This is a genomic window from Pseudomonas sp. WS 5059 (assembly GCF_012985525.1).
GTDB lineage: Bacteria > Pseudomonadota > Gammaproteobacteria > Pseudomonadales > Pseudomonadaceae > Aquipseudomonas.
This window is the reverse complement of record NZ_JAAQWO010000009.1, coordinates 251,612-278,000: the sequence shown is the minus strand read 5'-3', so window position 1 is coordinate 278,000 and position 26,389 is coordinate 251,612. Positions and strand designations below refer to the sequence as shown.

The window sequence follows — 26,389 nt, the reverse complement described above, 5'->3', positions numbered from 1 at the left end:
AATGCACTGAAGATCCAATGTAGGAGCTGGCTTGCCAGCGATAGCGGTGGGTCAGCCAACATCAATCCCAGCAATGCCGCCGCCATCGCAGCCTCGCCGAGGCTCGACAGCTCCTACATTGATCTTCAGGGTTTGGAAGATTGCATTTCACTGCCACCGCAGGATGCACACGGTACTCAATGTACTGAAGATCCAATGTAGGAGCTGGCTTGCCAGCGATAGCGGTGGGTCAGCCAACATCAATCCCAGCAATGCCGCCGCCATCGCAGCCTCGCTGGGGCTCGACAGCTCCCACCTTGATCCTCAGGGATTGGAGGATTGCATTTCACTGCCACCGCAGAATGCACACGGTGCTCAATGTACGAAGATCCAAGCCCGCTCCCACATTTTTTACCGAGTCGAGTCTGGGGGTTAGCGGTACACGAGGCCACCGTCGATCAACGGCGCCTGCCCGGTCATGTAGTCCGAATCCGGGCCGGCCAGGTAAGCCACCAGCCCCGCCACATCCTCCGGCGTTTCTGCACGGCCCAGGGCAATCCCATCCACGTACTTCTTGTACGTTGCCCCCACTGGCGCGCCGGTAATCTCGGCCATGCGCTTGTCGATCTCGACCCACATATCGGTGCCCACCACGCCTGGGCAATAGGCATTCACCGTCACCCCGGCGCTTGCCAGTTCCTTGGCCGCCGCCTGGGTCAGGGCGCGCACGGCAAACTTGGTCGCCGAGTACACGCCCAGCAGGGCAAAGCCTTCATGCCCGGCAATCGAGCAGGCGTTGATGATCTTGCCCTTCTGCTTGAGCGCCTTGAACTTATTGCCGGCAGCCTGGATGCCCCACAACACGCCCTGCACGTTGATGCCCAGGGTGCGTTCGACCTGTTCCGGGGTCACGTCCAGCAGCGAATCGATCTGCGCCACCCCGGCGTTGTTGACGATGATGTCAAAGCCACCCAGGGTCTGGTGCGCATGCTCGACCGCCGCGACCACCTGTTCACGCTTGGACACGTCGGCGATGAACACCGAGGCCTTGCGCCCAAGTGCCACCACCTCGGCCGCCACGGCTTCGAGCTTGGCGCCATTGATGTCGACCAGGGAAATATCCGCCCCGTCCCGCGCCAGGCGCAGGGCGATGGCCCGGCCAATGCCTTGCCCGGCACCGGTCACCAGTGCAACTTTTCCAGCGATACCCATGATGATCTCCTGCAACGATAAACGAAGCCTTGTCTATCGCAGGTGCGGGGTCACGCTGTCGAGGCCCGGACGGATTGGCGTGGGGCTTGAGACGCAACGTCTCAAGCAGCCGGGCCAAGGCGAGTACTTGTAAAGACGCGCACTTATGCCTAGCTTATGCGCCCCCGCCCCGCGCTTTAAGGCCTTGCCCCCATGGTTTTGCGTTTTCGCCCCGTCGTCACCTCACATTTGGCCCTCGGCCTGCTGCTCAGCGGCGGCATTGGCAACAGCCTGGCGGCTGAGCTGGAACTGCCGGCGCTGACCATCCAGGGCCAGGATGAGTCCGGTTATCGTGCGCAAAGCGCGTCGGTCGGCGGCTTCGATGAGGCGCCGCTGCTCGACACCCCGGCCTCGATCACCGTGATCAATGCCGCGCTGATCAAGGACCAGCAGGCACGCCTGCTCAGCGAAGTGCTGCGCAACGACGCCTCGGTGGGCGAAAGCTACGCACCGATTGGCTACTACGAAAATTTCGTGGTCCGGGGCTTTTCCCTGAATGCCGCCAGCAGCTACAAGATCAACGGCCGCACCATCACCGGCGAGCAGAACGTGGCCCTGGAAAACAAGCAGCGGGTGGAGTTGCTCAAGGGCCTGTCGGGCCTGCAAAGTGGGATTTCCGAGCCCAGCGGCGTGATCAACTACGTGACCAAGCGCCCGGAAGACGTGCGCTCGGTCACGGTATCCACCGATGATCGCGGCAGCGGCTATATCGCCACCGACGTCGGCGGCTGGTTTGGCAGCGAGCAGCAATTTGGCCTGCGCGCCAACGTCGCCCATGAAGACCTCAATTCCTATGTCGAGCACGCCAATGGCCAGCGGGACTTTGTGTCCCTGGCCTTCGACTGGAACATCAGCCCCGACGCCGTGCTGCAACTGGATGCCGAATACCAGGACAAACAACAGCGCTCGGTGCCCGGCTACCAGTTGCTCGGCGGCACCGAAGTGCCCCACGACGCCTCACCGAAAAAACTGCTCGGCCACCAGAGCGGCGCCAAGCAGGTAGGCATCGAGTCGCTGAACCTCAACGGCAAGTTCGAGTACCGCTTCAGTGACCAGTGGAAAGGCAGCGTCAGCGCGACCCGCAGCAAGGTGGTGATTGATGACTACAGTTCGTTTGCCTGGGGTTGCTACGGCTCCCCCAGCTGCGAAGGCGTCAAAGTGCCGAACTACTTCAGCCCGGAAGGCAACTACGATATCGCTGACTACCGCAGCCCCGACGACACCCGGCGCAATGATGAAGTCCAGGCGGCCATGACCGGCCTGTTCAGCACGGCCGGCCTGAGCCATGAACTGACCTTCGGCACCAGCGCTTTTCGCCGGGTGATCGACAAGCGCAAGTCAGTCAATGAATACGTCGGCAGCGGCAATATCGATCAGGACCCGGAAACTTTCCCGCCCACCGACAAGCCCCTGAACGACAGCCACCGGCGCCTCGACAGCCGCCAGTACGGGTTGTTCGTCACCGACCGCATCAGTTTCAACGAGCAATGGCAAACCGTGCTCGGTGGCCGCGAAGTGCGCCTGGATGAAAAATCTTTCGATCAAAATGGCGTGCAGGAGCGTCACACCCAGCGGTACGAGTTCCTGCCCAACGCTGCGCTGATCTACAAGCCAGTGGAAAACATCTCGTTGTACACCAGCTACAGCAAGGGCCTGTCACTGGGCGGTGAGGCACCGTGGTATGCGAACAACGATGGGGAAATCCTCGCGCCGACCGTCTCGCGGCAGATCGAAGCCGGGGTGAAATACGACTGGCGCCGCATCAGCTTCGCCGCCGCAGTGTTCCAGACGCGCCAGGCCTACCAGTACGCCAAGCCAGACAGCGCCGGGACCTTCACCTACGTGCAGCAGGGCCAGCAGAAAAACACCGGGCTGGAACTGTCCGCCAACGGCTGGGCCACCGAGCGTCTGCAGATCGCCACCAGCGTGGCGGCGATTCGCGCACGGGTGAACGGCAGCGGCACCCCGCAGTACGAAGATCACCAGACAATCAACGTGCCCAAGCTGCGCGCCAGTGTGTACGCCGACTACGCCCTGCCCTGGGTCAACGGCCTGGCAGTGCTCGGCGGCGTGCAATACAGCGCCAGCAAGAACGCCAACCGCACCGGCAATGTGGAAGTGGGGGATTATGCGCTGGTCAACGTCGGCAGCCGCTACACCACCAAAGTCGATGGCTATGAAACGGTGTTGCGCCTGAGCATCGACAACCTGTTCGACAAGCGCTACTGGCGTGATGCGGGCGAATACATGGGCGATGACTACCTGTTCCAGGGCGCACCATTGACGGCGCGCCTGAGTGCTTCCATCAACTTCTAACCCCCGACCCAATGTGAAACCTGACCTGTGTAGGAGCTGGCTTGCCTGCGATGGCATCACCTCGGTATTGCTGGATCACCGAGGCGCCTGCATCGCAGGCAAGCCAGCTCCTACATTGGCCAACGCCTACCCTTGAATGTCGTTACTTGGGCATCTTGCGAAAGCCCACCGCCAGGCGGTTCCAGCTGTTGATGGTGGCGATGGCCACGCTCAGGTCAACCTGCTCGGCGGCGCTGAACTCGGCATTGAGCAACGCATAATCTTCATCCGCCGCGTGGGTCTGGCTGATCAGCGTCAAGCTTTCGGCCCAGGCCAGGGCGGCACGCTCGCGCGGGGTGAAGAACGGCGTTTCGCGCCAGGCCGAGAGGGTGCACAGGCGCCGTTCGGTCTCGCCGCCCTTGCGTGCATCGGCGGTATGCATGTCCAGGCAGAAGGCGCAGCCGTTGATCTGGGAGACGCGCAGGCGTACCAGTTCGAGCAGCGGCAGTTCAATGGACAGTTTGCCGACGGCGGCTTCCAGGGCGAGCATGGCTTTCATGGCGTCAGGGGACGCGGTGTAGAAATCGGTGCGGGCGTGCATTGTGTGACTCCTGGACAGTGGGAATTGGCGCCCAGCTTAATCACCCCACTGCCTCGCACAAATAGCCAATCCTGACGAAGAACAGGTAGCCAATGCCAGGCGCTTCAGGCCCGGCTGCGCAGCCAATGCAAGAAGCCCTTTTTCACCGGCACGATGGGTGCGTCCTGGGTCAGGTGCTGGGCGGCGTGCAGGCGGAAATCCAGGAGGTTCTGCATGGCCTCGCTGATGTCGTGGCGCGCGTCCAGGCACGGCTTGAGGTATTCCTTTTCGATGCGATAGAGGGTGCAGTAGGTCTTGGCCACAAAGTCCGCGGGCACGCTTTGCTCCCCCAGAATCCCCGCTTCGCCAATCACCTCGCCCGGCCCCATGCGCCCGGCTTCGAATTTGTGCCCGGCCTTGACCAGCATCACCGAAACCACCCCGGACTCAATAATAAACAGGTGATCGCTGACCTCCCCGGTCGGCAGGATCATCTCGCCGGCGCGGAAGGTGTGCAGGGTCATGTTCTGGCTGAAGGTTTCCTTCTCTTCCTGGCGCAGGGTCGAGAAGATATTCGAGCTTTCCAGCAGTGCACGTGCGGGCGTGGTGGCCGGCGAGGTCGGGCTTTCGGCGCTGGACAACAGGCTTACGCCGGCCGCCTGCAAATGCCGGTAGGCCAGGTCATAAAGCTGGTTGCGCACCTCGCGCTTGAGGGCCATGGCCGGCACAAAGCCGCTGATTTCATATTCCACGCCACCCCCGGTGGAGGTCTTGAACGCCACACTCGGCGCCGGCTTGGCCAGCAATTGCCGGCAACCTTGCATGGCCCGTTCCAGGGCTTCCAATACCGTTTGCGGGCGCGCGTGAGGGCTGACTTGCAGGCTCACCGCCAGGCCGAACATGTCGGCCGGGCGCGAGAAATTGATGATCTTGGCCTTGGCCGCCAGCGAGTTGGGGATCACCGCCATGCTGCCCTGGGAGGTTTGCAGGCGCGTGGCGCGCCAGTCGATATCCGTCACCCGGCCTTCGGTGCCGTCGATGGAGATCCAGTCATCCAGTTGGTAGGGCTTGGTGGTGTTGAGCACAATCCCGGAGAACACGTCGCTCAAAGTACTTTGCAGCGCCAGGCCGACGATGATCGCCACCGCGCCGGAGGTGGCCAGCACGCCCTTGACCGGCAGGTCGAGCACGTAGGCCATGGCCGCGATGATCGCGATCAGGAAAATCACCGCGCCCATCAGGTCTTGCAGCAAGCGCCCGGTGTGGCCGACCCGCTGCATCATCAAGGCCCCGAGCAACACCGTCAGGGTGCGCGCGGCGAACAACCACCAGCCGATCTGCAAGGCCGTGGCGGCCAGGTGCAGTGGGGTGTTGTCGGCATAGGGCGCCAGTTGCATGGGGTTCATGCCGTCGTTGAACAGCACGGCACTGAACACGGCGAAGATGCCCAGGCGCGCGATCAGTTTCCAGTTGCCGGAACTGGCTGAAAACAGACGCCAGACGACGATATCGATAAGGATCAGCGCCAGGGCGCACAGCATCGGGTGAGCGGAGATGAAAGACAGCATCCAGGCGACTCCAGGGCGAATGCCCTGAAGATCGCATGAAATGGCGTTGGCGGGTATAGGGCCCCCCCAATCAGCGGGAGGCGCCGTGCATTTGGCCGAACTGGCCAGACTGGAAGTCGGCGAAGGCCTGGTGAATCTCTTGCTCGGTGTTCATCACGAACGGGCCGTGACCGACGATGGGCTCGTCGATGGGTTCACCACTGAGCAGCAGCACCATGGCGTCGGCGTTGGACTCCAGGCTGATCTGCGCGCCATCACGCTCGAACAGCACCAATTGCCCTTCGCGTGCCAGTTCCTGACCGTTGACTTGCACGGTGCCTTTGAGCACCACCAGCGCGGTATTGCGCCCGGCGTGCAGGTCCAGGGTCACGGCCTTGCCGCCGTTGAGGCGCAGGTCCCACACGTCAATCGGCGTGAAGGTGCGCGCCGGCCCTGTGCGGCCCGCGAACTCACCGGCGATCAGGCGCAGGCTGCCGGCGCCATTGGCCAGGGGCAACGACGGGATATCGCCGTCGACGATGGTCTGGTAGCCGGCCTCGCTCATTTTGTCCTTGGCCGGCAGGTTGACCCACAGTTGCACCATTTCCAGGGCCCCGCCCCGTTTGGCGAAGGCTTGGGAATGGAACTCCTCGTGCAGGATCCCTTTGGCCGCAGTCATCCACTGCACATCGCCCGGGCCGATGGTGCCGCCGGCGCCGGTGGAATCACGGTGCTCGACTTCGCCTTCGTAGACGATGGTCACGGTTTCAAAGCCGCGATGGGGATGCTGGCCTACGCCTCGCCGCTGGGTGGTGGGGGTGAAATCCGCCGGGCCGGCGTGGTCCAGCAGCAGGAACGGGCTGATGTGCTTGCCCATGGTGTCGTAGGAAAACAGCGTGCGAACCGGGAAACCGTCGCCTACCCAGTGGCTGCGTGGGCTGGTGTAGATACCGATGATGTTTTTCATGAGGGTCCTCCAATGTGCATACACCTTAATTCCAATACCAATAAGGCGGTAGACAGCGGATTTGGCTCGCATCGTTCCATACATGGGACGACTTAATGGCGGCGTGTCATAAAATACGTGAATGATAATGACTCGTAGTAATATCCCCGTTCTCCCGCTCAACTCTCCCGAGGGCCGCCATGCCATTTGCCCCTGCGCCTGTAGCGCCGCGCGTCCTGGTGGTGGACGACCACCGCAAGATCCGCGAGCCGCTGGCCATCTATTTGCGTCGCCACACCTTCGAGGTGCGCACCGCTGAAGATGCAGCGGGCATGTGGCAACTGCTCAAGACCCAGGCCTTCGATGTGATCGTGCTGGATGTGCTGCTACCCGATGGCGACGGTTTTGAGCTGTGCAACCAACTGCATCGGCGCAGCAACACCCCGGTGATCCTGTTGACCGCCCGCGATGCCGCCGCCGACCGCATTCGCGGCCTGGACCTGGGCGCCGACGACTACATCACCAAGCCCTTCGAACCCCGTGAGCTGGTGGCGCGCATCCACAGCGTGCTGCGCCGCCAGGGCCGCAGCCAGGCCCCCATGGCGCCGGCCAGCCGCAGCTACGGCTTCGCCGGCTGGCACTTCAGCGCCATCAGCGCACTGCTGACCCGCGCAGGCTGCCCGCCGATCCAACTGAGCACCGCCGAAAGCCGGCTGCTGCAAGTGTTCCTCGATCATCCCAACACCCTGTTGCCCCGCGAGCGCCTGATCGACCTGACCGCCGCCGCCGACAGTGATGTCAGTGACCGCACCATCGACCGCCAGGTCAGCCGCCTGCGCCGCAAACTGGCCCACGACGGCGCGGCGGCGGACCTGTTGCGCACCATCTGGGGCGGCGGCTACCTGCTGGCGGCCGACGTCACCCCGTGCGCCGCTTGAACCGCTGGCGCCGCCTATGGCCGCGCACCCTGGTGCAGCAACTGAGCCTGTTGTTGCTGCTGGCGCTGCTGGCCTCCAACGCCATCGCCATGCTGTTCCTGCAACGCACCGGCAGCCTGATCCACCCGCTGTCGCGCAGTTTCAGCCTGGAACGCCTGGTGATCGCACACCATGCCGCCGGCCTGGGCGGCGAAGAGCCGGCGCACCTGTTGGCCGCGATGAACACCGAGAACGCACGTTTCTGGATCGCCCCCCGGGCCGAAGTCGAGCCGTTTGAACTGCGCCCCGAAGAACGCCGCCTGGCCAACGAACTGCGCCAACACCTGCAACTGCCGCCAGACGTGCCCATCGGCATGCAGTTGGAACGCATCAGCGGCGCCAACGCCCGCACCCATGTGTTCAGCCCCGCCGGCTGGGCGCCCTTGCGGTTGCGCAGCAGCATCGCCCTGCCGAACGGCCAGTACCTGAATGCGCTGCAGCATCCCGCCGGGGCGTATGAATGGGGCCGCGTATTGGCCTACAGCCTGCCGGTGACCACGGTGCCGGTGCTGCTGATCGTGATGTTTTTCATCGCGCGGGTGGTGCGCCCGGTGAAAACCCTGGCCCAGGCCACCGAACGGGTCAGCCGGGGCGAATGGATCGCACCGCTGCCCTTGAGCGGCCCCCAGGAAGCCCGTGACTTGACCACCGCCTTCAACACCATGCAGGCCAACCTGGCGCGGCATGTCGAAGGGCGCACGCGGATGTTGGCGGCGATCAGTCATGACCTCAACACCCCGCTCACCGAACTGCGCTTGCAGGTTGAGTTGCTGGAGCCAGGCCCTGAGCGGGACGACATGCTCGACAGCCTCGGCGAGCTGAGCGCCATGGTGCGCGAAACCCTGAACTTCGTGCGCGACGACGCCGTGCAGGAAGCCACCCGCCGAACCTCGTTGAGCGCATTACTGGATGACCTGGCCAAGCGTTACCGGCGCCTGCAACAACCAGTGACCTGGCTGGGCGCCCCGCCGCTGCTGCTCGATTGCCGGCCGCTGGCGCTCAAGCGCGCCCTGGCCAACCTGATCGACAACGCGGTCAAACATGGCGGCGATGCCTGTATCAGCCTCAAGCACGAGGACACGGGGGTGCTGTGCGTGGAGATTCTCGACCATGGCAGCGGCCTGCCCCAGGACTGGCTGAACAAGGTGTTCGAACCCTTCGTACAGCTGGGCGCCAGCGGCGGTGGCCTGGGGTTGGGCCTGGCGATTGCACGGTCGTGCATCCAGGCCCATGGCGGCGAACTGCTCTTGGAGAACCGCCCACCGGCAGGTCTCTGCGCGGTGGTGCGGTTGCCTGCAGCGCCTTAGAAGTTGAGCGTGGCCCCCATCCACAAGGTGCGCCCGTAGTTCACGGTGCCGTAGGTCTCGTCGTCCAGGCGCTTGTTGGCCAGGTTGTTGAGGGAGGCATTGAGGGTCAGGGATTCGGTCGCATCAAAGGAGCCGCCCAGGTCGGCGGTGGTGTAGCCCGGCGCCGGTTTTTCACTGGTGATGGTGTTACCGGTTTCCTCACCGTAATAGCTCAACGAAGCCCAGGCCTGGGCGCGGTCGTTGATACTCCATTCGCTACGCACATTGGCCTTTTGCTTGGGGGTCAAGGCCAGGGGCGCGCCAGCGTTGGCACCGGTTTTCTGTTCGGAATCGGTGTAGGTGTAGTTGGCCTTGAGCAGCACGCTGGGGTTGATATCCCATTGGCCGTTGAGCTCCACGCCCTGGATGATCGCCTTGTCGACGTTGACCCGCTCCATGATGGTGTAGCCGTTCCAGCGCTGGTCGGTGGTGACGGTGGACAGTTTGTCCTGGAAGTCGTTGTAGAACAGGGTCGCGCCCGCCGACAGATCGTCACGGTTGCTCCACAGCGCCGAGATTTCGTAGTTGGTGCTGGTTTCCGGCTTGAGGTCGGGGTTGCCGAACATCACGAAACGGTTGCGCCGCAGGTAGGCGTAGTCCGCCACCACCGCGCGGATCTCCGGGGCCTTGAAGCCACGGGCGATGCCGCCCTTGAACGTCCACTGCTCGCTGGCGCGCCACACCCCATACAGCCGTGGGCTGACATGGGCACCGTATTCTTCGTGATGATCCAGGCGCAGGCCGGTGGTCAGGGCGAAGCTATCGGTGACCGACCATTCGTTCTCGGCAAACAGGGCTTTTTGCACCACCGAGAACTCGTAGTCCACACGGTCGCCCAGGCCCTGGTTCCAGTCGGTCAGCTGGCTGTCGTTCCACTGCATGCCCACGGTGCTGACGTTATGGGCCGTGGGCACCACCAACTTGGCGTCGAACACACTGTTCTTGACCTCGGGCTTGCGTCCGAAAATATCGGTTTGGGCCGGCGTGGCGCGGCCTTCGCGGGTGGAAGTTTCCTGGGCAAAGGCAATGTCCGAGGTGGCCCAGCCCCAGCGGCCCTGGTGCGACAGCGACCAGTGATCGCGGTTGTTTTCCTGCTCGCGGGTGGCCCAGTTGGCGCTGATCCCATCGCCGTTTTTCAGGCGCGTGGCGCCGGCTTCAAGAAGAATGTCGTGGTCGATGCCCGGGGTGAAGGCCAGGCGCGCGGTGAGGTCGCGGTGATCGGCTTTACTGAAGCCATTGGTCTGCTCAATATCGTCATCGGCCTGGCGGTCGAGGTAACGGCCCCACACCTGTAAGCCGAGCAGGTCTTCCTTGAGCGGGCCGCTGAGGTAGAACTGGGTCTGGCGCGCATTGCCCTGGTCGCTGTGCTGGCGGGCCGAGTAGTCATAGCCAATGGAGCCGCCCCACTGCGGCGACACCTTGCGCGTGATCACGTTGATCACCCCGCCGATGGCATCGGAACCGTACAGCGACGACATCGGCCCGCGCACCACTTCGATGCGCTCGATGGCGGCCGCCGGCGGCACAAAGCTCTGCTCGTAGCCACTGTTGCCATTGACCCGCGACTCCCGGGCGCTCTGGCGTTTGCCGTCGACCATGATCAGCGTGTAGTCGGCGGGCATGCCACGGATCGAGATGTCGGTTTCATTGGCCCCGCCATTCACCGTGACGCCCTCGACATCCCGCACCGCATCGCCCAGGTCGCGGTACGACTTGCGGCGCAAGGCCTCGCCATCGATCACCGTGACCGAGGCCGGCGCGTCTTCGACATTCTGTGCAAAGCCCGAGGCGGTCACCACCACCTCATTGAGTTGCAGTGACGCAGGCTCATCGGCGTGAGCGTTGAGACTGCCAGCCACCAGCAGGGCCAGCGGCGCAAAACGAAAAGCAGGAAGCATGGGCGTAGACCTTCAGGATTTATCTCAAAAGAGAATCGTAATCATCTACACCCGGATAACTTGGACAAAGTGTGACAACTGCACCCGCATGCGCTTTTGTAGGCGCTGGCTTGCCAGCGATGGCGGCGGGCCCGCCAATGGATTTATCGACTGATACACCGCGATCGCCGGCAAGCCGACTCGTACAAAACCTGATCGAGGGCTGGCTTAAATGATATTTCGGTCGTAATATTCTTCAAATATTACGAACGTAATTTTATTCACTCAGCGCCACCAGGAGCCTGAAATGAGCCCACGCCCTCCCCTTCACCGCCTTTTCCCGCCCCTGGCGCTGTTGATCCTGCTCAGCGGCTGCAACAGCCAGGCCGACCCCAGCGCCAACGCCGCCCCTGCGCGCCCGGTGCTGGCGGCCAAAGTCGAAGCCGCCGCCAGCCAGCAGAATGCCTATACCGGGGTGGTCGCGGCGCGTACCGAAAGTGACCTGGGTTTTCGGGTCAGCGGCAAGGTGATCGAACGCAAGGTCGATCCCGGCCAGCATGTGTCCCGGGGCGACACCCTGCTGGTCCTGGATATCGGCGACTTCGAGCTGGCACTGCGCTCGGCAAAAAACCGCGTCAACGCCGCCCAGGCGCAACTGCGCCAGCGCCGCGATGACGCCAACCGCTATCAACGCCTGGCCAGTACCGGCGCGGTATCACGGCAGATTTTCGACCAGGCCGCGACTAACCTGCAGGTCGCTCAAGCGCAGCTCGCCGCCGCCCAGTCGGATGCCAGCCAGATCGAAAACCGTCGCACCTACTCGGTGCTGCGGGCCGATGGCGACGGGGTGATCACCGATGTGCGGGTGGAACGCGGGCAGGTGGTGGCCGAAGGGCAGATCGTCGCGCGCCTGGCCCACGACGGCGCACGGGAAGCGATCATCCACCTGCCGGAAAACCTGCGCGACCGCGCCTCGCAAAAAGCCCTGGCCCTGCCGTTCGGCGCGCCGGACCAGGCCGTCAACGCAACCCTGCGCGAACTGTCGGCCAGCGCCGATCCCGTCACCCGCACCTACCGCGCGCGCTATGTGCTGCACGGCAGGGTTGAGCGTTTCGCCCTCGGTTCCACCATCACCCTGCGCCTACAAGGCAACGGCCAGCCGCCACACACCCGCGTGCCGATCGGCGCCCTGCACGATGCGGGTAACGGAACCGGCGTGTGGCTGATTGGCGCGGATGACAAAGTCAGCTTCGCCCCGGTCACGGTGGCCAGCCTGGGCCAGGAAGACGCCCTGCTTTGCGGCGGGGTCAGCCCCGACCAACTGATCGTCGCCCTCGGTGCGCACCTGCTGCACCCAGGGGACAGCGTACGCCTGTTGCCCGCCCAGGCACTGACCCTCAATCGCCGCCAGGAACCTTGAGCATGCATGGCCTCAACCTTTCCGCCCTGGCGGTCAAGCACCGCGCCGTCACGCTGTTCCTGATCCTGGCGATCCTCGCCGCGGGGATTTTTTCCTTCGCCAAGCTGGGGCGCGCCGAAGACCCGCTGTTCACCGTCAAGGTCATGACCATCACCGCCGCCTGGCCCGGTGCCACGGCCCAGGAGATGCAGGAACAAGTGGCCGACCGCCTGGAAAAGCGCCTACAGGAACTGGACTACTACGATCGCGTGGAAACCATCGCCCAACCGGGGTTTGTGTCGATGCGCATGACCTTCCTCGAGTCCACGCGCCCCAATGAAATCCAGGACCTGTTCTACCAGACCCGCAAAAAACTCAGCGACGAGGCTGCCAAACTGCCCAAGGGCGTGATCGGGCCATTCTTCAACGATGAATATTCCGATGTGTACTTCGCCCTGTACGCCCTGGAAGCCCAACACCTGCCCCATCGCCAGCAGGTGCAGATGGCCGAAACAATGCGCCAGGACTTCCTCAGGCTGCCAGGGGTGAAGAAGGTCAATATTCTCGGCGAACAGGCGCAGCGGGTGTTTGTCGAGTTTTCCTATGAGCGCCTGGCGACCCTGGGGATCAAGCCCGAGCAGATCTTCACCGCCCTCGCCGCACAAAACGCCGTGGCGCCGTCGGGGTTTGTCGAAACCGCCGGCCCCCGCGCCTATATCCGTATCGACGGCGCCTTCGACAGCCTGGCGCTGATCGAGAACGTGCCGCTGCCGGTGGACGGCAAAGTGTTGCGCATCGCCGATGTCGCCACCGTCAGCCGTGGCTATGAAGACCCGCCCAGCTACCGTATCCGGCACCAGGGCGACCCGGCCTTGATGCTGGGCATCATCATGGAGAAACACTGGAACGGCCTGGACCTGGACAAGAGCCTCAAGGCCCAGGAGGGCAAAATCCAGGCGGACCTGCCCTTGGGTGTCAACTTCGCAAAAGTCTCCGACCAGGCGAAAAACATCAGCCTGGCGGTCGATGAGTTCATGCTCAAATTCTTCGTCGCCCTGGCCGTGGTGATGGTCATCAGCCTGCTGGCCCTGGGCTTTCGTGTCGGTTTGGTGGTGGCGGCAGCCGTGCCGCTGACCCTGTCCATGGTGTTTGTGATCATGCTGCTGACCGGCCGCGAATTTGACCGCATCACCCTCGGTGCGCTGATCATTTCCCTGGGCCTGCTGGTGGACGACGCGATCATTGCCATTGAGATGATGGTGGTCAAACTCGAAGAAGGTTTCGACCGCATCCATGCTGCCACCTTCGCCTGGAGCTCCACCGCCGCACCGATGCTGACCGGTACCCTGGTGACGATCATCGGCTTTCTGCCGGTGGGTTTTGCCCGTTCGGGCGCGGGTGAGTATGCCGGCAATATCTTCTGGATCGTCGGCTTTGCCCTGATCGCCTCCTGGTTGGTGGCGGTGGTGTTTACCCCGTACCTGGGGGTCAAGCTGCTGCCCAATATCAAGCCGGTGCCCGGCGGCCACGACGCGATTTACGCCGGCCCCTGGTACCAGAAACTGCGCCACCTGGTGCAAACCTGCGTGCGCCGGCGCTGGCTGGTGACCGGGCTGGTGGTGTCGGCCTTTGTACTGTGCGGCTTGGGCCTGGGCGTGGTGAAGAAGCAGTTCTTCCCCAACTCCGACCGCTCCGAGCTGATTCTGGAGGTGTATATGCCGCCGGGCAGTGCCTTCAAAAGCACCGAGGCGGTGGCGGCGCAGTTGGAAAAGGCGCTGCTGCAAGAGCCGCAGACCCGCATGGTCGATACCTATGTGGGCGGCGGTGCACCACGGTTTTTCCTGTCGCTGAACCCCGAGTTACCCGACCCGGCGTTCGCCAAGCTGATCGTACAAACCCCCGACGCCCATGCCCGGGACGCCTTGAAACTGCGTATGCGCGAGCGTATCGCCAGCGGCGAATTCCCCGCCGCGCGGGTGCGGGTCACGCAATTGCTGTTCGGCCCGCCGGTGCCCTTCCCGGTGGTGTTTCGCGTGTCTGGCCCCGACGTGAACGTGTTGCGCAGCCTGTCCGAGGAAGTGCGCCAGGTGGTTGCCGCCAACCGCCTGACCAAGGACGCGTTCCTCGATTGGGGCGAGCGCAGCAGCGGTTATCGCCTGGTGCTGGACCAGGATCGCCTGCGCCTGCTGGGTTTCACCCCCAACGAAGTGAAATCCCAGCTCAACGCCCTGCTCAGCGGCAACCCCATCACTGAAGTGCGCGAAGGCAACCGCACCGTGTCGGTGGTGGCCCGCGCCCAGGGCAGCCAGCGTGAAGACCTCGGCAACCTCGACAACATGACCCTGACCAACAGCGCCGGGGTGTCGGTGCCCCTGGCCCAGGTCGGGCATTTCCAGGCGGTGATGGAAGAGCCGATCCTCAAGCGTCGCAACCGCGCGAGCACCGTCGAAGTGCGCGCCGACATCGTCGACGGCGTGCAACCGCCCGATGTGGAAATGGCTGTCTACAAAGACCTGCAACCCCTGATCGCGCGACTGCCGGCCGGCTATCGCCTGGACATCGGCGGCCCGGTGGAAGAAAGCGCCAAGGCCAACGTGGCCCTGGCGGCACTGTTCCCGATCATGATCCTGCTGACCCTCACGGTGATCATGTTCCAGGTGCGCTCGTTCGGCGTGATGTTGATGGTCTTCGCCACCGCCCCGCTGGGCTTGATCGGCGCGGTGCCGACCTTGCTGCTGTTCAACCAGCCGTTTGGCTTCAATGCGATCCTGGGCCTGATCGGGATTGGCGGGATCCTGATGCGCAACACCCTGATCTTCACCGACCAGATCCGCCAGAACCAGGAACAGGGCATGGCAAGTGGCGAAGCGATCGTCGAAGCCACCGTACGCCGCGCGCGGCCGGTGATCTTGACCGCGCTGGCGGCAGCGTTGGCGTTTATTCCGCTGACCTTGTCGGTGTTCTGGTCGTCCCTGGCGTATGTGCTGATTGGCGGGGTGTTGGTGGGGACGTTATTGACGCTGCTGTTCTTGCCGGCGCTGTGCAGTTTGGTATTGGGGCGCACGACAACCCTGCACACATCATAAAAACCCCTGGGTGCGGGCGGGCCGCCGCTGGCGCGCTGAGCGCGGATTCAAATCCGGCAGTTCAAACCGACCGCACCCACCCGCCCTGCACCGAACGCACCCGATTGCGCCCGCTACTCTTGGCCTCATACAACGCCTGGTCGGCATCATTCAACCAACTGGTCGCATCACCGTGGGACGCTTGATACGGCGCCAGGCCAATGCTCAGGCTGGCGCGCAAGGTCGGATCCTGGGCGTAGCCCAGGGAGCTGAAGCGGTCGCGTAGTGCGTCCATCACTTCGGTGGCGTGGCCCAGGGGCATGTCCGGCAGGATCACGCAGAATTCGTCGCCGCCGTAGCGCCCGGCCAGGTCGGTGGCGCGCAGGTTCTGGCGCAGGATCTTGCTCAGTTGGCGCAGCACGATGTCGCCGGTGACGTGACCGTAGGTGTCGTTGATGATCTTGAAATGGTCGATATCGATCAGGGCAATCGCAGCGCCCTGCTGGCCGCCCCGGCAGCGTTCGAACTCGATTTCCAGGTGGTCTTTCCAGGCGCCATGGTTGAGCAGGCCGGACAGGCTGTCGGTGCGGCTCAGGGCCAGTAGTTCACGCTTGTGCCGGGCCAGCGTGATGGCCTGGCGATAACAGATCCAGCCCAGGGCCAGCGGATAGAGCATCAGGATCGGCAAGCAGGCGTAAAGCTGGGCGGGCGTGGTCAGGGCGATATAGGCCGGGGCGAACAGCAGCAGCGCCACCCCGATGCCCAGTGCCTGGGCCACCCAGCCCATCAACATGAACCGCAGCCCACCGATGGCGACGTTGTTCATGGTCATCATCGACAGCGTGGTGACGCTGGGCAGCGGGTTGAAGTGCATGGCACCGACCCAGAAGCCGCCACAAAACGAGTCCACCAATAGATGACGGCGTTCGGCGCGCAGGGAGTTTTCGGCGCGGCGTGCCAGTTGGTAGGCCAGGTGCGGCCAGGCGAAGGCGTTGAGCAGCATCCAGGCCCAGACCCAGCCTGGCGGATCCAGCGGGTACATGCCGGCCAATACACAGACGAAACCGAGCGTGAGCCCCAGGGTCCGCGATTTGTACAGGCGTCTGGCGAGCGGAAGTCCTTTTCCTCCTGCGGCTGGCATGATCTGGCTGATCCTGGATGAATGCTGGAAGTCTATCAGGGGACCGGCAAATAGCCACTACCGCTCAGAGGGTTATCCCTGGCGCCCATCACCTTGCCAAACCCTTGACGCCAGGCGCCTAGCTGGAGAATCCACGGGCCAGTAACATCGCCACGGCCAGCAGCAACACCGCCGTGACCTTCTGCAACAGCACACGCTTGCGCGGCGACTCGAGCACATGCTTGATGCGCTGGCCGAAGTAGCAATACAGGCAGCCGCTGGCGAACTGCAGGACCAGGAAGGTCAGGCCGAGGATCGCGATGTCGCCGGCGGCGCTGTCCTGCCCCACGGCGGCAAACTGCGGGAACACTGCGCTGAACAGAATGATCGCCTTGGGGTTGGACAGGCCGGTCAGCAAGCCCTTGCCGAACAGGCCACGGGGCGTCTCTGGCCCTTGCCCGCTGGTGTTGATCTGCACGCCGCTGCTGGTCCACTGTTTGTAGGCCAGGTACAGAATGTAAGCCACGCCCACCAGTTGGATGCCCTGGGTAATCAGCGGGTAGCCCTTGATCAGCTCGGAAAAGCCCACGGCAAAGATCAGGATCGAAATCAGGTACGACACACTGGCCCCGAACTGTGCCGGCAAGGAGTGGCGCAGGCCGTCCTTGAGCCCCAGGCTCAGCAGCAGCAGGGTCATGGGGCCGGGGCTGAAGGCCAGGGTGCTGCACAACACCAGGAAATACAGGAACGAAGACAGCGTAAGGGCAGTGACCATGGTGGGTAATTTCACGGCGGCAAGGAATGTTGCGCAGTCTAGGGCGCAGATCCGGCGCCGGGCAGGTAAACTCGGCGGTTATTCATGCAGGCTTTACCGGTAAAGTGACCGGCAAACTTCAGGACATCGCGATGGCCCTTCCGCAGATCCACTTTCATGAGCGCGCCCCCAAGGTCCAGCAGATCGTCGAGGCGTTCGCCCGTGCCATCGAACAAGGCGAATTGGCCGCTGGCAGCAAACTGCCGTCGGTGCGTGAGCTGGGGCAACAGTTGGGTGTCGGAAAATTCACCGTCAATGAGGCCCTGGACCGCCTGCGCGGCCAACACCTGCTGACCTCGCGCCAGGGCCGCGGGCACTTTGTGGCCCAGCGCCAGACGCAGCCATCGTCCAGCAACTGGGTGGACCTGCTGCCCCAGGATTTGCTCAGTGTGCTGCGCCGGCCGATGCTGACCGGCCAGGGCGAACTGCGCCCCGGTGGCGGCCACCTGCCCGAAGACTGGCTCGATTCCGAGACCATGCGCCAGGCCCTGCGCAGTGTGGTACGGGCCCCGTCCCTGCGGGTTGCCGGCATGGGCACGCCGGCGGGTTTCCTGCCGCTGCGCCAGGCCCTGCAACAAAAACTCCTGGGCGATGGCCTGGCGGTGCCGGTGGAACAGATCATCACCACCCCCAGTACCCTGCAAGGCCTGGACATGTTGATGCGCCTGCTGGCCCGCCCCGGTGACACGGTGCTGCTGGATGCGCCGTGCTATTTCAACTTCCACGCCAACCTGGCGTTGCATGGGGTCAAGGTGGTGACACTGCCGCGCGGCCCGGATGGTTTCGACCTGGCGGCCCTGGAGCAGTTGCTCAGCGAGGAACGGCCCAGCCTGTATGTGACCACCAGCATCCTGCACAACCCCACCGGCCATTCCTTCAGCGCGGCCCAGGCCTTTGGGCTGCTGCAACTGATGCGCCAGTATCACTGCCATATCATCGAGGACGACCTCTACGGCGACCTGCACCCCAACCCGCCGCCCCGCCTGGCGGCACTCGCCGGGCTGGAGCAGGTGACCTATCTGTCGGGCTTCTCGAAAACCCTCAGCGCCAATACCCGGGTCAGCTATGTGGTGGCGGCGCCGCAATTGGCGGCCAACCTGACCAACATGAAGTTGATGAGCGGCGGCGTGACCTCGGAGTTGTTCGAGCAACTGGTCTACCGCCTGCTCAGCGAAGGCAGCTATGCGCGGCACCGCAAGCGCATGGTCCAGCGCCTGCTGGAAGCCGGTGCGCGGGTGGAACAGTGGTTGCGCCGCTGTGGCTGTGAGCTGCCCATGGGGTATGAAGCGGGGATGTTTATCTGGGCGCGTCTGCCGGCCGGGGTCAAGGGTGAACAACTGGCCGAGGCCGGGCTCAAGCGCGGCATGGTGTTGGCGCCGGGGGCACTGTTTGGGTATGAGCCGGGGCTGCATGATTTTATGCGCTTCAATGTGGCGCATTGTGATGATCCACGGGTATGCAAAGCCATCGAGCAATTGTTGCGCTGATCCAGTGTGGGAGCGGGCTTGCCGTAATGCCGATCAGTCAAGCGAACGCAATGCTCAACGCAGTGAAGATCAAATGTGGGAGCGGGCTTGCTCGCGAAGACGTCGGCCCAGCAAACATTGATGTTGACTGACCCACCGCTTTCGCGAGCAAGCCCGCTCCCACAGGGGATCTGCGCTTGACTGACTGGTATTAGGGCTTGCCGGCGCCCAGAGTCGTGACAATTGAGTGCACACAAAAACGCAACACTGCACCGCTTCGAATGTGATGGTCGCTGCTGCCCAGGGTTTATATAGTCGGGTCCAACAGCCACCCGCCATGAGCCCCAGGGCCCATCACCAGGAAGCGCTCAATGACCGATCTTCACGACCTCACGGCCACGCAATTGCTGGCGCAGTTCGCCAGCCGCCAGCTCTCCCCCATCGACTACTACGACCACCTGCTGGGCCATATCGACCGCTGGGAGCCGCAGATCCGCGCGCTGTACGCCTTCGATCCACAGCAGGTACGCCGGCAAGCCCAGGCCGCCACCGAGCGCTGGAACAAAGGCCAGCCCAACGGCGTGCTCGATGGTGTGCCCGTGACCATCAAGGAACTGATAGCCACCGAAGGCACGCCGATTCCCCTCGGCAGCGCCGCCACCCGCCTGACCCCGGCCCTCAGGGACGCCCCGCCCGCCGCGCGGATGCGCGAAGCCGGGGCGATTGTGCTGGCCAAGACCACTGTCCCGGATTTCGGCATGCTCTCCTCCGGCTTGTCGAGCTTCCATGGCATCACCCGCAACCCGTGGAACACCGCCAACAACACCGGCGGTTCCAGCTCGGGGGCTGGCGCGGCGGCCGCCGCCGGTTACGGGCCGTTGCATATCGGCACCGATATCGGTGGCTCGGTGCGCCTGCCCGCCGCCTGGTGTGGCCTGGTGGGGTTCAAGCCGACCCTGGGGCGCATCCCGATCGACCCGTACTACACCGGCCGCACCGCCGGGCCCATGACCCGCACGGTGGACGACTGCGTCTTGATGATGCAGCACCTGGCCCGCCCCGACGCCCGCGACGCCACCAGCCTGCCGCCGCTCACCAGCGAGTGGAGCAACCAGCCGCTGTCGGTCAAGGGCCTGCGGGTCGGCCTGATGCTCGAGCCAGGTGCCGGCCTGCAACCGGAAGGTTTCGTGTGTGAGGCGGTGGAGCACGCCGCACGCCTGTTCGAAGCCCATGGCGCCAGGGTCACGCTGATCCCGCCGATCATGGACCGCGCCCAGCTCGACGGCCTCGACCAGTTCTGGCGCGCCCGGCAATGGGGCGACTTGTCGGCCTTGAGCAGCGAGCAGTTCGATAAAGTCTTGCCGTACATCCGCGACTGGGCCGCCCCTGGTGCCGACATCAGCGGCGTACAGGCGGTGCAGGGGTTCAACCAGACCTTCGAGATGCGCCGCCGCGCCGCCCAGGCCTTCAGCGACCTGGACCTGATCCTGTCGCCCACCAACCAGGTCAACGCGTTCCCCGCCCAATGGCCATCGCCGAGCAATGACCCACAACTGCCGTTCGAACACATCGTGTTCACCGTGCCCTGGAACATGGGCGAGCAACCGGCGCTGTCGATCAACTGTGGTTTCGCCGCCGATGGCATGCCCATCGGCCTGCAGATGATCTCCCCCCGCTTTGCCGATATCTGGCTGCTGCAAATCGCAAAAACCTATGAGAGCTGGCGTGGCGCAATCCACCAATGGCCGAACCCGAGCTGACCTTGACGCTGTAACTGAACTGCCCACCCACACGCCCGCTCCCCGGCCACAAGGCCGGGGCCTGGGCGACCTATAACTAAAATCGAGGGGCTGGTATGCACACTGAACAATTGACTCGCGAGGGTCCCGAGCACACACCCGAAACGCCATCGCCGGACGCCGGCCGCAAGAGCATCTTTGCCGTGGTGCTGGGCAATGCCGTGGAGTTTTTCGACTTTGGGGTCTACGCGACCTTCGCGGTGATGATCGGCCACACGTTTTTCCCGTCCGATAGCGCCTTCGTCAGCTTGATGCTCTCGGTCACCGCCTTTGGCATCGGCTTTATCGTGCGGCCCCTGGGCGCGGTGCTGATTGGCGCCTACGCCGACCGCGTCGGGCGCAAGCCGGCGATGTTGCTGACCCTGGTGATGATGGCGGTGGGCACCGGCAGTATTGCGATATTGCCCGGCTACGAGACCATCGGGATTGCCGCGCCGATCCTGCTGGTGGTCACCCGCATGATCCAGGGCCTGGCCTGGGGCGGTGAAGCCGGCCCCGCCACCACCTATATCCTGGAAGCCGCGCCAGCGCACAAACGCGGCACCTACGCCTGTTGGCAAGTGGTGGCCCAGGGTGTCGCCGCCATGGCCGCAGGGCTGGTGGGTTATACCCTGACCAAAGTGATGTCCCCCGAAGACCTCAACAGCTGGGGCTGGCGCGTGCCGTTCGTGTTTGGCCTGCTGGTGTTGCCGATTGGGATCTATATCCGCCGTAACCTGGCCGAGACCTTCCACGGCCAGGGCGAAACCACCAGCACCGGCGATCTGGTGCGCGAAGTCTGCGGCAAGCATCGGCGCGCGCTGGTCCTGGGTTTGCTGATCCTCTCGGGCAGCACCATCACCCAGTACTTCCTCAACTACATGACCACCTTTGCCCTGACAGAGCTGAAGTTGCCCACCAGTATTTCCATGCTCTCGACCCTGGTGGCCGGCGCGGCCATGGCAGTGTGCGCGGTGGCCGGCGGCATGTTGTGCGACCGTTTCGGGCGCCGGGTGATCCTGATGACGCCCCGGGTGGTGCTGTTGCTGATCCTGTTCCCGGCCTTGCAATTGATGACCGAACACCCCAGCCCGTCGACCTTCCTCCTGACCCTGGCAGTGCTCTCGGGCCTGCATGGCATGAGCGGCGCGGCGTTGATCGTGCTGTTGGTGGAGAGCTTCCCCAAATCCGTGCGCTCCACCGGTTTCTCCATCGTCTACGCGTTTGGTGTGGCGGCGTTTGGCGGCACTGCGCAGATCATCATCACCTGGTTGATCGGCACCACGGGCGACCCGATGTCACCGGTGTGGTACCTGCTGATCGCCAACCTGGTGTGCCTCACCGCTGCCTGGTTCGCCAAGGAAACCCGGCCCGTGCTGCCCGGCACCCCGGCCCGCGAAACCCGGCTCGCAGAAGCCCCGGTTCGCTGAACAGCGCGTATGCACCCTTCATGTAGGAGCGAGCTTGCTCGCGAAGACCGTCAACGATAACGCGCGCATTCTGGATGCACGCGGCGGTCTCCGGCTTTTCGCGAGCAAGCTCGCTCCTACAGTTTCTTCTTTGTGTGGGGATTAACCATGTATCCACGTCTTTTCCTGGCCGCCACCCTGGCGACCGGCACCCAGGCTTATGCGCAAGAAAACGCCCAGGCCAGCGCTCCGGGCTTTATCGAGGGCAGCAGCCTGGACCTGAACCTGCGTCACTACTATTCCAACCAGCACACCCAGCGCAGCACCTACCTGAGCATCAAGAAACCCGGTGGCATCGAACGCACCCGCGTGCGCGAAACCTGGGTGCAGACCGCCATGCTCAAATACAGCTCCGGCTACACCCAGGGTGTGATTGGCGTGGGGGTGGATATCGGCGTATTCAGTGCGGTCAACCTGCAGCGCGGGCATGGCAAGGTGGCCAATGGCGGCGACCGCGTGCTGGTGGACAGCGACGGCGATGCGATCCCGACCTGGAGCCGGCTGGGGGTGGGCGATGTGCGGTTGCGCCTGTCCAATACCGAGCTCAAGGCCGGGCGCCTGATGACCGACAACCCGATCCTGCGCTACAAGGACAACCGCGCCCTGCCCTCCAGCTTCCAGGGCGTGGGCCTGTACAGCAACGAACTGGACTGGCTGTCGATCCAGGGCGGCAGTTTCGACCGGGCCATCCCGCGCACCGGCACCGGCGCCGAGCGCCTGACCACCACCTTCGGCAACCGCGCCTACAGCGGCGCGCGCATCAGTTACCTGGGGGCCACGCTCAAGCCGGGCTACGGCCTGGAAGCCAGCCTCTACGGCTCGCGCTTCGAGGACATGTGGGACCAGTACTACCTGGGGCTGACCCATCGCATCGGCGACAAAAACACGCTCGCCCTCAAGACCGCCCTGCACTACTACCACACCGAGGACTCCGGCCAGCAGCGCCTGGGCTACATCGACAACGACGCCGCCAGCCTGGCCGTGACTGCCAACCACCAGGCCCACAGCCTGACCCTGGCCTGGCAACAGGTGTTCGGCAACGAGTACTTCGACTATGTGTGGGAGTCCACCGGCAACTACATGGCCAACTCGCTGTACTCGGACTACAACGGCCCCAACGAAAAATCCTGGCAACTGCGCTACGACCTTGACCTGGCCGCCTACGGCGTGCCCGGCCTGACCGCCAGCCTGTGGCACGCCAAGGGCTGGGGCATCGACGGCACGCACTACGAGGGTGATCGCAACGGCCACAACACCGGCTACAACGTGCGCGGGCTGGACAACGCCAAGCACAACGAAAACGGCTTGATGCTGGCGTATGTGGTGCAATCGGGGAAGTTGAAAAACTCGGTCCTGCGCACCATCGTCTACAACCACCGCGCCAGTGGCGGGCAGATTGACGGCAGCTATGACGAATTCAGGATCGTCGGCAATTTCCCCATCAACCTGTTCTGACACCCGCCCGTCGGCATCAGCAGTTGCCGACGGGTAAAATTCAGAATTCTTACACCCTACATGCGACTGCTCCGGCATTGGCTCGCCGCCGCCCTTGGTAAAAAGCCTGTTCCCTATGGACGGTTACCCAGGAACGCGGATGAAACCTTTGAAAGCAGCAGCGCTTTGCCTCATCAGTGGATGGATGATGCTCTTGAGTTCTCCCGGCCATGCCGCGGCGCCCGGTATCGAATGGTTGGTGGATTGCCCGCGCCTGCCCGGGCGGGCGCTTGACCAGGAGGTGGTGGCGCGTACCCAGTGCGGCATCGTCACCGTGCCGCTGGACCACCAGGCCCCCGACGCACGCACCTACCGCCTGACCCTCACCCGGGTCGGTGCCCAGCAGCCCCTGGAGCGCCGGGGCGTGATCTTCGCGCGACCGGCCACGGCCCAGGCGAATTTGCATGGGGTGTTCGCGGTGCATCTGGCAACCGTCTGGAAGTACTACAACACCGAGGCATACCGCACGCTGACGCGCCTCTACGACGTCGTTGAACTAAGCCCGCGCAAGGGCGTGGCCAACGAACAATCGGCGTGGGACATGGAGTTTGTGCGCCAGCAACTGGGGGAGCAACGCGTCAGCTTCCTGGGCATTGCCCAGGGCAATCTGTTGGGTGCCGAGTACGCCCAATTGTTTGCCGACCGTGTCGAGCGCATGGTGCTGATCGAGCCCGACGCAAGCACCGCCCAGGCATCCGACACGCTGCCCGCCACCCTGCGGCTCAAGGGCCCCTATCTACAGAGCACCACCACCGATGCCAGCCAGTGCGTGAACCGCTGGGCCGGCATCTACCTGGCCCAGGGCAGACAGCCGCCGTCGTCGACCCGTTGCCTGGCCGATTAGTCCACCAGCGCGCAACGCTGCATGGCGCTGGCCAGCATGTCCTGGCATTTGAGGACCGCCACCGAGCGCGGTCGGTTGCGGTAGCCGCACAGGTCAATGCGAATCCGCCCCAGGTGCTCATCGGCAATTGGCACCGCCACCAGGCCATCACCCAGGTCGCGGGCATCGGCATCCACCTGGGGCAGGATCAAGACCGCCGCCCGTTGCCGGGCCAGGCTTTTCTGCACTTCCAGGGAGCTGGTGGTAAACACCGGCTGGATCGTCACCCCACGCTTTTTCGCCGCCGCCTCCAAGGCCTGGCGCACGCCGTACGCCGAGTCGGGAATGGCCAGGGGCTGGCCTTCAAGCTCGCGCAACTCAATGCTGTCGCGCTGGGCAAACGGGTGTTCGGCGCTGACCAGTACGCGGTGCCACAACTCGCATTGCGCGGTGACTTCCACATCGGCCCGCTCCTGCAGATAGAACGCCAGGCCCAGGTCGGCCTCGCCACTGCACAGTGCATCCAGAGTGGCCGAGGCGCTGGCGATCACGATATTGAACGTGACCTTGGGGTGCGCCCGGTAGAACGCCGCGAGTACCGGCGCCAGTACCGTGGAAACGATACTTTCTGACACATGAATGCTGATGTTACCCGCCACCTGGCTTTGCCGGCTGGCGATCACATCGCGCACCTGATCGAGGCCGCGCAGGGTACTGGTGACCTGCTCGGCCAGGCACTCGCCCTCTACCGTCAGGCGGATACCGCGCGGGCCGCGCTCAATCAGCGCGGCGCCAAAGAAGTGTTCCAGGTGTTCGATCTGCCGGCTGACGGCAGTGGGCGTGACGTACAAACGCTCGGCCGCCTTACGCAACGAGGCGCAGCGCGCCACCTCGTGAAAATACCGCAAGGCTCGTAATTGCATGCTCGGGTGCTCCTGCACAAAGACTGGAGCACCAAGGCACGCAATTACTGCGCCAGGCTCAAGGTTCATGAACGCTGCACATCAACTGTGGGAGCGGGCTTGCTCGCGAAGGCGGTGGGTCAGTGATGGGTATGTCGGCTGATACACCGCATTCGCGAGCAAGCCCGCTCCCACATGGGCCCCTGGACGTGATTTACGACCTGTTTTCACTGAAAACGACCCCCGCCGTTGACGCCCCGTCCCAACCCCTATTAAGTGCTATTTATCCGCATTAATACGATAAATAGAAAACCATGCTCAGCCGCCCCCTGCGACGCAAACGCCAGAAGCTTTCCGATGTGATTGTCGAGTCGGTCAAGCGCTCGATCGTCACCGATGCCTTGAAGCCCGGCGACCGCTTGCCCACCGAGCGCGAGCTGATGGAGAGCTTCCAGTGCTCCAAGGGCTCGGCCCGCGAAGCGCTCAAGGCCCTGGAGGTCGAAGGCCTGGTCAGCACCCGCACCGGCCCAACCGGTGGCGCGTACCTGAACCAGGCCGGCACGGAGCCGGCCAGCCGTGCCTTGCGCAACTACCTGCACTTCCAGCACCTGGATGGCGAGCAGGTGTACCAGTTGCGCAAAGTGATCGAGGTGGAGCTGGCCGTGTCGGTGCTGGGGCGCCTGAGCGAAGACGACTATCGCGCCCTGCAAGACAACGTGGACTTTTGCAGCGCCCCGGAAGACAGCGAAGCCGGCCAGCGTGAGCAACGCCTGGCGGAACTGGAGTTCCACAATTTGCTGGCCAGGGCCTGCCCCAACCCGCTGCTGAGTTTCATGGCGCAGTTCCTCAACGACCTGCTGCGCGACCTGGTGGTGCTGAAAAAGGCCTACAAGCCCAAGCGCAAGCAGTTCGACGCGGCCAACCTGGACTATCACAAGCAACTGTTGAGCGCGTTTCGTGCCAACGATGAAGCGGCCGTGCGCAGCCTGATGCATGAACACATGTGCGACGCCGAACACCACATGACCGCGCTGGAAGGCCAGGTCAGCCCGCATTTTTTGCTGGAGTTCGACCACTCCTGAACACACCACAAATCCCTGTAGGAGCTGGCTTGCCTGCGATAGCGGTCGGTCAGGCAAATTTTCTCAACTGATCAACCGCTATCGCAGGCAAGCCAGCTCCTACAGTTTCAACCGTGTTTGACTTCAATAAAAAAGGCCTGCCCACAGGCCGTGCTCCACCGTATCGCCATTGCCACTCC

General features: G+C 63.7%; 20 protein-coding genes and 1 pseudogene. 13 read left to right on the top strand and 8 right to left on the bottom strand.

What is annotated here, in order from left to right; all coding sequences use genetic code 11:
- Nucleotides 1-201: hypothetical protein (locus HBO12_RS28250; protein ID WP_222932613.1), on the top strand; the 201-nt coding region annotated here is incomplete at its 5' end.
- A 210-nt stretch (nucleotides 202-411) separates the two neighbouring features.
- On the opposite strand, the gene HBO12_RS25150 is transcribed toward HBO12_RS28250, so the two are convergent.
- Nucleotides 412-1,191 carry an acetoin reductase gene (locus tag HBO12_RS25150; RefSeq protein ID WP_170043536.1) on the bottom strand — a complete coding sequence of 260 codons (780 nt, stop codon included), beginning with the start codon at nucleotides 1,189-1,191 and terminating at the stop codon, nucleotides 412-414.
- Between the two features lie 192 nt (nucleotides 1,192-1,383).
- Here HBO12_RS25150 and HBO12_RS25145 point away from each other — a divergent pair, with 192 nt between their 5' ends.
- Nucleotides 1,384-3,546 carry a TonB-dependent siderophore receptor gene (locus HBO12_RS25145; RefSeq protein ID WP_170043535.1) on the top strand — a complete coding sequence of 721 codons (2,163 nt, stop codon included), beginning with the start codon at nucleotides 1,384-1,386 and terminating at the stop codon, nucleotides 3,544-3,546.
- 142 nt (nucleotides 3,547-3,688) lie between these two features.
- Here HBO12_RS25145 and HBO12_RS25140 read toward each other — a convergent pair whose 3' ends face one another.
- The 3 genes from HBO12_RS25140 to HBO12_RS25130 form a co-directional block, all read right to left on the bottom strand.
- The gene (locus HBO12_RS25140; RefSeq protein WP_169957183.1) at nucleotides 3,689-4,126 is read right to left on the bottom strand and encodes a carboxymuconolactone decarboxylase family protein; all 438 of its coding nucleotides are present in this window, start codon (nucleotides 4,124-4,126) and stop codon (nucleotides 3,689-3,691) included.
- Nucleotides 4,127-4,230: 104 nt separating this feature from the next.
- A complete protein-coding gene (locus HBO12_RS25135) occupies nucleotides 4,231-5,673 on the bottom strand; it encodes a mechanosensitive ion channel family protein (protein ID WP_169957182.1) in 1,443 nt (480 codons plus the stop codon).
- Between the two features lie 70 nt (nucleotides 5,674-5,743).
- Nucleotides 5,744-6,619 carry a pirin family protein gene (locus HBO12_RS25130; protein WP_170043534.1) on the bottom strand — a complete coding sequence of 292 codons (876 nt, stop codon included), beginning with the start codon at nucleotides 6,617-6,619 and terminating at the stop codon, nucleotides 5,744-5,746.
- Between the two features lie 179 nt (nucleotides 6,620-6,798).
- Between HBO12_RS25130 and HBO12_RS25125 the strand changes: the two genes are divergently transcribed.
- Both HBO12_RS25125 and HBO12_RS25120 read left to right on the top strand, forming a co-directional pair.
- Nucleotides 6,799-7,536 carry a response regulator gene (locus HBO12_RS25125; RefSeq protein ID WP_170043533.1) on the top strand — a complete coding sequence of 246 codons (738 nt, stop codon included), beginning with the start codon at nucleotides 6,799-6,801 and terminating at the stop codon, nucleotides 7,534-7,536.
- Between the two features lie 29 nt (nucleotides 7,537-7,565).
- The gene (locus HBO12_RS25120) at nucleotides 7,566-8,882 is read left to right on the top strand and encodes an ATP-binding protein (protein ID WP_170043551.1); all 1,317 of its coding nucleotides are present in this window, start codon (nucleotides 7,566-7,568) and stop codon (nucleotides 8,880-8,882) included.
- Here HBO12_RS25120 and HBO12_RS25115 read toward each other — a convergent pair.
- On the bottom strand, nucleotides 8,879-10,819 hold the full coding sequence (locus HBO12_RS25115; protein WP_170043532.1) for a TonB-dependent receptor domain-containing protein: 1,941 nt from the start codon (nucleotides 10,817-10,819) through the stop codon (nucleotides 8,879-8,881). The two genes, HBO12_RS25120 and HBO12_RS25115, sit on opposite strands and share 4 nt — an antisense overlap.
- 286 nt (nucleotides 10,820-11,105) lie before the next feature.
- Here HBO12_RS25115 and HBO12_RS25110 point away from each other — a divergent pair, with 286 nt between their 5' ends.
- Together HBO12_RS25110 and HBO12_RS25105 are read left to right on the top strand one after the other, a co-directional pair.
- A complete protein-coding gene (locus HBO12_RS25110; protein WP_170043531.1) occupies nucleotides 11,106-12,218 on the top strand; it encodes an efflux RND transporter periplasmic adaptor subunit in 1,113 nt (370 codons plus the stop codon).
- A 2-nt stretch (nucleotides 12,219-12,220) separates the two neighbouring features.
- On the top strand, nucleotides 12,221-15,283 hold the full coding sequence (locus HBO12_RS25105) for an efflux RND transporter permease subunit (RefSeq protein WP_170043530.1): 3,063 nt from the start codon (nucleotides 12,221-12,223) through the stop codon (nucleotides 15,281-15,283).
- A 61-nt stretch (nucleotides 15,284-15,344) separates the two neighbouring features.
- On the opposite strand, the gene HBO12_RS25100 is transcribed toward HBO12_RS25105, so the two are convergent.
- Together HBO12_RS25100 and HBO12_RS25095 are read right to left on the bottom strand one after the other, a co-directional pair.
- Nucleotides 15,345-16,403, bottom strand: a complete 1,059-nt coding sequence (locus HBO12_RS25100) for a diguanylate cyclase (protein WP_169957172.1) — start codon at nucleotides 16,401-16,403, stop codon at nucleotides 15,345-15,347.
- A gap of 118 nt (nucleotides 16,404-16,521) precedes the next feature.
- Nucleotides 16,522-17,157, bottom strand: coding sequence for a LysE family translocator (locus tag HBO12_RS25095; RefSeq protein ID WP_169957171.1), 636 nt, complete (start codon nucleotides 17,155-17,157; stop codon nucleotides 16,522-16,524).
- 131 nt (nucleotides 17,158-17,288) lie between these two features.
- On the opposite strand from HBO12_RS25095, the gene HBO12_RS25090 reads away from it, so the two are divergent.
- The 6 genes and pseudogenes from HBO12_RS25090 (at nucleotide 17,289) to HBO12_RS25070 (ending at nucleotide 24,247) form a co-directional block, all read left to right on the top strand.
- Nucleotides 17,289-18,683: an aminotransferase-like domain-containing protein gene (locus tag HBO12_RS25090; RefSeq protein WP_169957191.1), complete on the top strand. Its 1,395-nt coding sequence runs from the start codon at nucleotides 17,289-17,291 to the stop codon at nucleotides 18,681-18,683.
- Nucleotides 18,684-19,033: 350 nt separating this feature from the next.
- Complete coding sequence (locus tag HBO12_RS25085; RefSeq protein ID WP_170043529.1) at nucleotides 19,034-20,422, top strand: amidase; 1,389 nt, start codon at nucleotides 19,034-19,036, stop codon at nucleotides 20,420-20,422.
- Between the two features lie 95 nt (nucleotides 20,423-20,517).
- Nucleotides 20,518-21,870, top strand: coding sequence for a citrate-proton symporter (locus HBO12_RS25080; RefSeq protein ID WP_262377070.1), 1,353 nt, complete (start codon nucleotides 20,518-20,520; stop codon nucleotides 21,868-21,870).
- A 34-nt stretch (nucleotides 21,871-21,904) separates the two neighbouring features.
- Nucleotides 21,905-21,994: pseudogene (locus HBO12_RS28640) on the top strand (outer membrane lipoprotein carrier protein LolA); the annotation flags it as partial.
- 23 nt (nucleotides 21,995-22,017) lie between these two features.
- Nucleotides 22,018-23,364, top strand: coding sequence for an OprD family outer membrane porin (locus HBO12_RS25075; protein WP_170043528.1), 1,347 nt, complete (start codon nucleotides 22,018-22,020; stop codon nucleotides 23,362-23,364).
- Between the two features lie 187 nt (nucleotides 23,365-23,551).
- Entirely contained in the window at nucleotides 23,552-24,247 is a 696-nt protein-coding gene (locus HBO12_RS25070) for an alpha/beta fold hydrolase (RefSeq protein WP_169956850.1), read from the top strand.
- Here HBO12_RS25070 and HBO12_RS25065 read toward each other — a convergent pair.
- The gene (locus HBO12_RS25065) at nucleotides 24,244-25,149 is read right to left on the bottom strand and encodes a LysR family transcriptional regulator (RefSeq protein WP_169956851.1); all 906 of its coding nucleotides are present in this window, start codon (nucleotides 25,147-25,149) and stop codon (nucleotides 24,244-24,246) included. The two genes, HBO12_RS25070 and HBO12_RS25065, sit on opposite strands and share 4 nt — an antisense overlap.
- 293 nt (nucleotides 25,150-25,442) lie before the next feature.
- On the opposite strand from HBO12_RS25065, the gene HBO12_RS25060 reads away from it, so the two are divergent.
- Nucleotides 25,443-26,210, top strand: a complete 768-nt coding sequence (locus HBO12_RS25060; protein WP_057441603.1) for a FadR/GntR family transcriptional regulator — start codon at nucleotides 25,443-25,445, stop codon at nucleotides 26,208-26,210.
- Nucleotides 26,211-26,389: the final 179 nt, after the last annotated feature.